Below are 8722 nucleotides of genomic sequence, written 5' to 3' on the forward strand. Positions count from 1 at the left end.
AAAGCTAACTCCTTAATCTATTACTGGTCGTTACTATCGTCTTGCTGACCATTAAAACCACCCGCTGGGCTTGGTGCCGAGCCATGGCTGTTTACGTTGAATGGTCGAGCAGGCACAACTGTAGAGATAGCGTGCTTGTATACCATTTGGCTTACCGTGTTTTTCAGCAAAATAACAAATTGGTCAAATGACTCAACCTGACCTTGTAACTTGATGCCATTAACGAGATAAATTGAAACAGGAACGCGCTCACGGCGCAGTGCGTTCAAAAACGGGTCTTGTAAAGATTGCCCCTTTGCCATTTTATAATTTCCTTTTTAATTAAAATAAGTAGTAAAACTAATACAACATAAAATTTTGTTTGGTTTTAGTATTATATAGTGAGGCCTAATTAGCTAGCGACAATGTCGCAATACGGTATTTAGATTCGAATCTACACCGCTTTCCAGCCAATTTAACTCAGGCCAGCCTCTCAACCATGTTAATTGACGCTTGGCTAATTGCCTAGTAGCAACGATGGCTTTTTCCACCATAGTATCATAGTCAAATTCACCATCGAGATATTGCCAGCACTGCCTATAGCCAACACACCTCATCGAAGGAAGCGTTAAATTCAGATCGCCTCGCTCTTTCAGTGAGCGAACTTCATCTACGAAACCTTGATTTAACATCAATTTGAATCTTTCTTCTATAGAAAGATGTAACACTTTCCGATCTTTCGGTGAAATCGCAAATTGAACTATGTCATAAGGCAGAGGCTCTGACTTAGTTTGGCTCAATTCGGTAAGCGATCTCCCACTGATTCTGTATACTTCCAGCGCCCTGATTAACCTTTGCGGATCATTTGGGTGAATACGTTCAGCTGAGACAGGATCTACCCGCTTAAGTTCATCATGTATCTGCTGCCAACCATGCTGTTCAGCTTCAGAGACAATTTGTGCACGCACAAACTCATCGGCTCCGGGAAGTGGCGAAAGCCCCTCCAACAGCGCCTTAAAGTACATCATGGTTCCACCCACTAACAGTGGTGTCTTGCCTGCCGCAATAATCGAATCTATCTCATTCAGAGCATCGGCTCTGAAGTCCGCAGCTGAATAACTTTCAGCCGGATCACGGATATCTATCAGCCTATGTGGCGCAACGGCTAGCTCTGCGGCACTGGGTTTTGCCGTGCCGATATCCATTCCGCGGTAGATCAGTGCTGAATCTACAGAGATAATTTCACAGTTGTGCTTTTGAACCAACTCAATCGCTAATGCCGTTTTTCCTGAGGCAGTTGGCCCCATTAACGTTAGGATTTTTGGCATATTCTGTTCAGTCACTCGGGTGCTCTTCCAGCCATGATTGCCAAGGTAAAACCTTAGCCTTTAAAATTAATTTTTCTCGATCATTGTCATCTAACTGGCTAAATGCCGACCAGGTATCCGGCGCCGACTCAAATCTTTTTTCGTCATGCTTTGCAAGCCAGGATGCCAATGCTTCATTACTCGGTTCTTCGAACCTGACCCACTGCAGTAATTCAGGTATCACTGTTACTAACTGGCTCTGTCTTAAATATGGGGGCACTTTCTTTATTATCAACTGCCCGAGACGAATTGTTACTTCAATTCCTACTTTTCTGAGCAGTTGCTCTCTTTCAGCCACTGTATCGATCCATGTCTCATCCATCGCGATAGAAACCGGCATCAATAGTGGCTGGCTGACCAGGCCACTGTCGAGCTTATGTAAGATCTCATCTCTGAGCAGCCTGCTCGCAACAACTTTTATGGGCAATAGTGATAGCCGCTCCCCTTTAGCCAGAACCCAAAACTCTCCCGCCAGGGTTGGCGGCATTGGAGCGGCACTTTGCATCGATTTACTGTCAATATCAGCTTGAGCCACGCTCGGCGTCTGTAACAGCTCTCCATAGGAGGCTATCGCCTCGGCACTCGGAAGTTCGGCTTGTGCTCTGAAAGTGGATGCCCCAGTCCTGCTCTGCGCTTGTGCCGGCCGTGAGGATGGTGAAACCGATGTTGCAAAGCGATTACGGGCAACTTCAGCGCCCGATTGGCGCTCATGTGGGTAATCATGTGACAGGTAACCGGAATCGGCGACACCATAATTACCACTTCCCTCCTGACTACTCACGGGCTCAGGGGTGGCATAACCCCGATTCACAGAAATTGAGCCTCTTTCCGGCTGCTCGACTCTGTCTACGGCTAAGCGACCAACCTGTAGAAGGGCTGATTGTAAGGCCTGGAAAATATAATCATGTACATAGCGACTCTGATGAAACCTGACTTCATGTTTAGCGGGGTGAACATTCACATCGACCTGATGCGGATCGAGCTCAAGCATCAATACATAGCTTGCATGCTCTCCGGTCACATGTTCGGCAAATGCTTGCCGAACAGCATGATTTACCAGCCTGTCACGAACTAACCTGCCATTGACATAAAAGTATTGAGTATCACTCGCCGGAGACTCGAAAAACGGTGACTGAATGTAGCCGGTTAACTTGAGATCGTCATGTTGGCAATTAACTTCAATCGCCTGCTCTGCAAACTTTTTCCCGCTGATCTGGGCTAAACGTTGCAGGTACTGATCCTGAGTGCTGGTTGCACGATAGTTACGCACCATCTTACCATTGTGCTTCAAGGTAAAGTGAATATCGCTGCGCACCAAGGCGATCCGTTTTAGCCACTCATCAATATGGGTAAATTCGGTTTTATCGCTCTTAAGAAACCGCCTTCTGGCCGGCGTATTGAAAAACAGATCGACGGCTTCAACCGTCGAACCTACAGGATGGGCCGCAGGTATCACTTTAACGGCCATATCTGAGCCTTCAGCGTATGCTTGCCACGCCTCACTCTGCTCCGCCGTTCTGGACGTTAGGGTCAAGCGGGAAACCGAACTGATACTCGCTAACGCCTCACCACGAAATCCAAAGCTCAAAATTGCGTCGAGATCGTCGAGAGAGCTGAGCTTCGAGGTAGCATGTCTGGATAGGGCAAGGCCAAGCTCCTCTTTCGAGATCCCTGAGCCGTTATCGTGAATTTTTATCAGCTTACTGCCGCCCTTCTCGATCTCAATATCGACACGAGTAGCTCCGGCATCCAGGCTATTTTCAACCAGCTCTTTAATCACAGAAGCGGGTCTTTCGACAACTTCACCCGCCGCGATCTGGTTTGCCAACTGCGGCGGTAATATCTGTATTGTCATAATTTTAACTCTCGAGGGCCCCTTTGCAGGAGTGACTTATGCCCTTGGTATAACCAACTTTTGACCGATACGTAATGTATTTGATTTCAAACCGTTGGCCTTCTTAATACTGGCTATTGAAACTTGGTACTTATGCGCGATGACAGACAGGGACTCGCCTCTACGTACATCGTGCTTAAACGAGCCTTTGCTGGCCATCAATGAGTTGACCGGAGGATTAGCTTCAAAATAGCGCAACACGCCTTTATGCACCGCTTTAGCGATATTATTTTGATGCTCTCGCTGGGATAATAGCCGCTCCTCTTTATGGTTTGAAATAAAGCCGGTTTCAACCAAGATGGAGGGAATATCGGGCGACTTCAGAACCGCAAAGCTGGCAGACTCGGGTTTATGTTTATGCAGCTTAGTAACCTTTCCTAAGTTGGAAAGCACATCGTCGGCGATGTTATGACTGATTGCCATGGATCTATCCATGGACATGTCCAATAGCGTCATGGCCAGGTATTGCTCATTGTCGGTGCTTTGAATTATTTCACCGGCTCCGCCCAGCAGCTCAGAATGCTTCTCCTTCTGCTCGAGCCAACGACCAATTTCACTGTTCGCCCGCCGCATAGAGAGCACCCAAACCGATGCCCCTCTGGGCTGAGGAGAGGTAAATGCATCCGCATGAATAGACACTAAGAGATCGGCTTTACTGTTTCGCGCAATTTCCGAACGTCGGTTTAGGTTAACGAAATAGTCCCCGGTGCGGGTCATGATGGCTTTCATGCCAGGTGTAGCATTGATTTTAGCTTCCACTTTCTTCGCGATCTGCAGGACGACTTTTTTCTCATATATGCCGGAAGGGCCGATAGAACCAGGATCGTCCCCGCCATGGCCGGCATCGATTGCCACTATGATGTCACGAAGTTTTTGCTTAGGTTTACTGGTTGCTTTAGCCTTAGAAGCGGAGCGACTATCGTCGAGATCGACCACCAGTCGATTACCATATGGCGCCGTTGGTGAGAGGGCAAACAGGTTCGCCTTAACCGGCTTAGTCAGGTCGATAACCAGCCTGAGCGTGCCTTTCGAAGGTGGCTTGCTAATTCGTACCCTTTTAACAATTTTACTGTTGTTCGCGACCTTTTTAAGGTTAAGAGAGGTGGAAGTACCTTTAAGATCGACGACCAATCGATAGGGGCCAGTTAGTGTAAAATAGGTAAAATCAGGCGCCTTACTCAGGTCGAAAACGACCCTGGTGGATTCTGGAGCCGCCCAGATACGCACACCGTCCAGCTTTGTAGCACCATTTGCTACAAAGGAGATACACAGAGACAGTGAAACTAACAGGTACTTTAAAATAAAATCGATTTTTATCATTGTTATTTGAGTTTACTCAAGAGTTGCCGCCCCTTATCTGAACCAGATAGGATTTCAACTTCCCTGCGCTCACCGGCATAGTTAATCTGAATGAAGATATCGGCATCGGGTAACAGACCGTGCCCTCTATCGGGCCATTCAACGATGCAGATACTCCGCTGTGTAAAATAATCTCTGATCCCCATGAACTCCAGCTCTTCAGGGTCACTCAAACGATAGAGGTCGAAATGATAGAGATCGAAATCGTCAAATTCATATGGTTCAACTAATGCGTAGGTTGGACTCTTCACCGCCCCTTTATGCCCTAAGCCCTGAATGAGCCCACGACTCAGGGTTGTCTTACCCGCTCCCAGTTCACCGGACAAATTCAACATCAGAGGTGGAGAAATAATTGCCGCTAATCGCTTACCAAGATCCACAGTATCTTGTTCATTATCGAGGTAGACTTTTACTGATGTCATTGTATTGAGCTTACTTACCTAAAGTTGTTCCGAACCTGTTACTTTATACCAATTACCCGGCCAGCTAAACAGCTTTCATGCAATTGCACTAAATAGCCTGAACCGGCCAGCATATCTTCTGGAATAGGCGCTGCTAAATTTTGTTAACCAACCGCCTGATATGGGGCATCAGATCCGTTGCCAGCATTCCTCTCTCTCCATCTTTTGCTGCGCGATCTGCAGCCTCCCCATGCACGACGACTCCCATTATCGCCGCTGAAAGCTTATCGAACCCCTGTGCCATCAAGGCTGCAATTATTCCGGATAACACATCGCCACAACCGCCACTGGCTAGCCCGGGATTTCCAACCGGAGCGACATAACACTGTTTACCATCATGGATGAGGGTTCCCGGCCCTTTCAAAACAACAACGCCACCATATTTTTGCTGTATCGCTTTAACGGCCGCAAACCTGTCACTTTCCACCTCTTGAGTAGATATACCCAATAATCTTGCAGCTTCACCTGAATGAGGGGTCAACACCCAATGATCCTGCCTGCCATGTTCACAACTGAGTAAATTCAGGGCATCGGCATCCATAACACAAGGTTTATCACTCAGGCCTACAGCCTTGAGTAAGTTATAACCCCAATCATGCTTGCCCAACCCGGGGCCTATCACCAGTATATTGGCCCAGCCGAGACGAAGGTATACCTCCATATCGACCAATTCACACCCCCAGAACATCAACTCGGGTCGGTTAGCGTTTACCACTATCTGGTGTTCAGGCCTTGAAATGACGGTAACTAAACCAGCACCGGCTCTAAGGCAGGCTTCACCGGCTAACCTGACGGCACCGGCCATACCGATATCACCGCCAATCACTGAAACCTTTCCGGACAAGCCTTTGTGTGAATCCCTGTCTCTGGGCTTAAGATGTTGATTGACATAATCAATAGAGACTGTGATTGAACTAGCTTCTGGCAGGTACTCGGTTAACCCCAGAGGAGCAAACTCTAGCCGTCCAACACAATGTCTGGCACGACCTGTCATCAAGCCCTGTTTAATCGCACCAAATGTCAATGTGACATCGGCCTCTACGGCATCGGGGCCCACTCCTGTGTCAGCGTTGACTCCTGAGGGGATATCTAAACTGAACACCCATGCATCACTCTTGTTGATACTCTCGATAGCTTGTTTAAAGTCGCCTCTTATCTCTCCGCTGAAACCGGTGCCGAGTAAACCATCAATAATCACATCTGCACAGAGCACTTTCTGAGGAGAGAAACACTCCACCTCTCCACCACTTTCGACGAATCGTCGTTGTGCCTTGAGTACCTCTTCTCCCATCTCATCCCGGATAAATGCCATTAGCGTCACACTATAGCCCGCCTCCAGCAGCCTTCTGGCACACACATAACCATCGGCTCCATTGTTTCCGTAACCGACCAGAACCAAAATCGAACGCGATTTATCTTGTGTCATCTCAACCTGTTCAAAAGCAGCTTGACCCGCGGACTCAACAAGCCGGTAAAAATCTGTGTTCCCACTATCGACAAAGTTTTGTTCGGCGGTTCGTACTTGAGAGTTTAAGAACATTTCACAAGGAAAAGTCGATCCGTTTGGCAACATGATTATTTCTCCGTTGAGGGCTACATCATCCAAATTCGACATTTAAGATGCCTAGACAAATAAGATTAATAGAATTTGAGCTTAGATTCGTAAATAGATTCACTTATCACTACACTTATGTAAGAGAAAGTTGATCTCGCACAAGAAATCAGTTCAGGAGCAAAGGGATGAAGCTCTTTACACTACTCGTATTAGCACTGTGCATGCTTTTATTGAGTCTACCGTTACAATCAAAAATCTTGATTCAAGCACTTCTACTGATATGCCTGCTACTGGTAGGAGTCGGTCTGTATAAAGCAATAATTCAGCCATGCAGTGACAAAGATGATGACGCAAATTAACAGCTCAAGCTTATTTCTAGCTGAATGACACCGGTCGCATTAAAATAAAACCATTAAAAAAGGTACCCTAAGGTACCTTTAAGTCTGGATATTCTGGTAAATCAACCAGTAACCTCTGTGGAGCGTCTACATATCATCCATACGGATACTGCTATGAACCAGACGCTGCTGCTGAATTTTCTCTACACGAACTAAGTCATTCAGAGCACCAGAAATTTCACTTGATGAAGACTTTTCTGCAGTCTTATTTAACAGGTCAATCAATCGATTATCTAGGTCTAGATGCAGTTCCAACACATCTTCTTCTGACATATTTGCAGTCAGTACAGTCTCATGACAACGTTTGATGAAATCCTCAAAGGTGATGTCTTTATACCAGGTATCTAACACGCGCTTCGGCGCTTCATCGATATAGTTTTCTAACTTTTCGGCTACGCCTTTCTGATGGTGCTGAAAATACTCAAGCATCATCTTCACTCTGGAAGAGTCTGCCTCAGATTGTAATCTGCCATACAGTTGCGCCATCTCTACACGGCAAGTAGCAACATAACCTAATAGTTCGCTGAGTTGTTGAAATCGCATGAATCGCTCCCAAAGAATACTTGCCAAACATCGGCTCAATTAATCGTCTATGTAAACATTATGCAAACAAAAAACGATGGAATACTTGAACAAGTTCAAAGTTTAGTACTTCCGGGACAACTACATTAGCCATCGTTAAAAGAAATCGGCGTAAGATCACGCTTATCGACTACGCGTGATTTAAACGTGAAAACAGCCAAAATTGAGACCCAGGCATTATAAATTCACTCTATTTCCAGCTAACTTTTGATTATTAGCGAGCTGAAAACCGCCAATTAACGGGTAGTTGCCAGACAGGCAATATATCGGTGAAGCAACTCCATAAAGCGAAGAGTGATCACCATCAACCTCTGTTTTAAACAGGAGAAAGCTAACCGATATGGACATTAGCAGAGGGGCTACAACTTAGATGAAGGGCGGGTACCGCCCCACTCTCTTTTGAACAAACAGGAGAGCATGATTGAACCAATGTTGCATAATCTTTTAACATCACGGCATTTTTAATCAGAGGAGTCTCAAATAAAAGCAAGGTTGGAACAAACAATTGCTCTGAACTGGAGCGGGGTCGAACCGCCCAAGGTTTAACGAGAAGCTATACCTTGGCAAGAAAATGGTATCGACTCTTTTCTTAAGCAAGAGGGAGCACAACTGGACTAATGTCCTGTCATCATTTAAAGCAAGGGGAATTTTAATCAAGGAGAAGATTGGAGCGACCCTTCTTTTCATAAAGAGTGGGTTCGAACCGTCTCTTGGTTTAACGAGAAGCTATACCTTGGCAAGAAAATGGTATCGACTCTTTTCTTAAGCAAGAGTGAGCACAACAGAACTAATGCCGCATAATCTTTTAAAGCCAGGAGGATTTAAATCGATGAGAAGATTGGAGCGACATATCGGGTTCGAACCGATGACCTATACCTTGGCAAGGTATCGCTCTACCAACTGAGCTAATGTCGCGTAATCTTTTAAATTGGAGCGCCCCTTCTTTTCATAAAGAGTGGGTTCGAACCGATGACCTATACCTTGGCAAAAACAAGGTATCAACTCTTGCAAGCAGATCAACTGAGCGAATATCGCTTTCAATCTTTTAAATTGGAGCGACATATCGGGTTCGAACCGATGACCTATACCTTGGCAAGGTATCGCTCTACCAACTGAGCTAATGTCGC

7 protein-coding genes and 2 tRNA genes are annotated in these 8722 nt (G+C 46.1%); all 9 read right to left on the reverse strand.

The annotated features are described in order from the left end of the window. Positions 1 to 20: 20 nt before the first annotated feature. Entirely contained in the window at positions 21 to 302 is a 282-nt protein-coding gene (hfq, locus tag Q1B47_RS19385) for an RNA chaperone Hfq (protein ID WP_299797540.1), read from the reverse strand. Positions 303 to 395: 93 nt separating this feature from the next. After that, entirely contained in the window at positions 396 to 1322 is a 927-nt protein-coding gene (gene miaA, locus Q1B47_RS19390; protein ID WP_299797544.1) for a tRNA (adenosine(37)-N6)-dimethylallyltransferase MiaA, read from the reverse strand. After that, entirely contained in the window at positions 1315 to 3201 is a 1887-nt protein-coding gene (gene mutL, locus Q1B47_RS19395) for a DNA mismatch repair endonuclease MutL (RefSeq protein ID WP_299797547.1), read from the reverse strand. The genes miaA and mutL overlap by 8 nt, the downstream gene beginning before the upstream one ends. A 36-nt stretch (positions 3202 to 3237) precedes the next feature. After that, on the reverse strand, positions 3238 to 4560 hold the full coding sequence (locus tag Q1B47_RS19400) for an N-acetylmuramoyl-L-alanine amidase (RefSeq protein ID WP_299797550.1): 1323 nt from the start codon (positions 4558 to 4560) through the stop codon (positions 3238 to 3240). Between the two features lie 2 nt (positions 4561 to 4562). Next, positions 4563 to 5021, reverse strand: a complete 459-nt coding sequence (gene tsaE / locus Q1B47_RS19405; RefSeq protein WP_299797553.1) for a tRNA (adenosine(37)-N6)-threonylcarbamoyltransferase complex ATPase subunit type 1 TsaE — start codon at positions 5019 to 5021, stop codon at positions 4563 to 4565. A 133-nt stretch (positions 5022 to 5154) separates the two neighbouring features. Then, positions 5155 to 6633 carry an NAD(P)H-hydrate dehydratase gene (locus Q1B47_RS19410; protein ID WP_299797565.1) on the reverse strand — a complete coding sequence of 493 codons (1479 nt, stop codon included), beginning with the start codon at positions 6631 to 6633 and terminating at the stop codon, positions 5155 to 5157. 467 nt (positions 6634 to 7100) lie between these two features. Then, the gene (locus Q1B47_RS19415; protein ID WP_299797556.1) at positions 7101 to 7556 is read right to left on the reverse strand and encodes a hypothetical protein; all 456 of its coding nucleotides are present in this window, start codon (positions 7554 to 7556) and stop codon (positions 7101 to 7103) included. 878 nt (positions 7557 to 8434) lie between these two features. Beyond that, positions 8435 to 8510: transfer RNA gene (locus Q1B47_RS19420), tRNA-Gly, on the reverse strand. 136 nt (positions 8511 to 8646) lie between these two features. Beyond that, a tRNA-Gly gene (locus tag Q1B47_RS19425) sits at positions 8647 to 8722 on the reverse strand.

It is taken from the genome of uncultured Shewanella sp. (assembly GCF_947501225.1).
Lineage (GTDB): Bacteria > Pseudomonadota > Gammaproteobacteria > Enterobacterales > Shewanellaceae > Shewanella.

Excerpts from the sequence above, each read along its gene's own strand:
- Q1B47_RS19415 (WP_299797556.1), bottom strand. The coding sequence starts at position 7,556 with ATGCGATTTCAACAACTCAGCGAACTATTAGGTTATGTTGCTACTTGC.
- hfq (WP_299797540.1), bottom strand. The coding sequence starts at position 302 with ATGGCAAAGGGGCAATCTTTACAAGACCCGTTTTTGAACGCACTGCGC.
- Q1B47_RS19410 (WP_299797565.1), bottom strand. The coding sequence starts at position 6,633 with ATGTTGCCAAACGGATCGACTTTTCCTTGTGAAATGTTCTTAAACTCT.
- tsaE (WP_299797553.1), bottom strand. The coding sequence starts at position 5,021 with ATGACATCAGTAAAAGTCTACCTCGATAATGAACAAGATACTGTGGAT.
- Q1B47_RS19400 (WP_299797550.1), bottom strand. The coding sequence starts at position 4,560 with ATGATAAAAATCGATTTTATTTTAAAGTACCTGTTAGTTTCACTGTCT.
- mutL (WP_299797547.1), bottom strand. The coding sequence starts at position 3,201 with ATGACAATACAGATATTACCGCCGCAGTTGGCAAACCAGATCGCGGCG.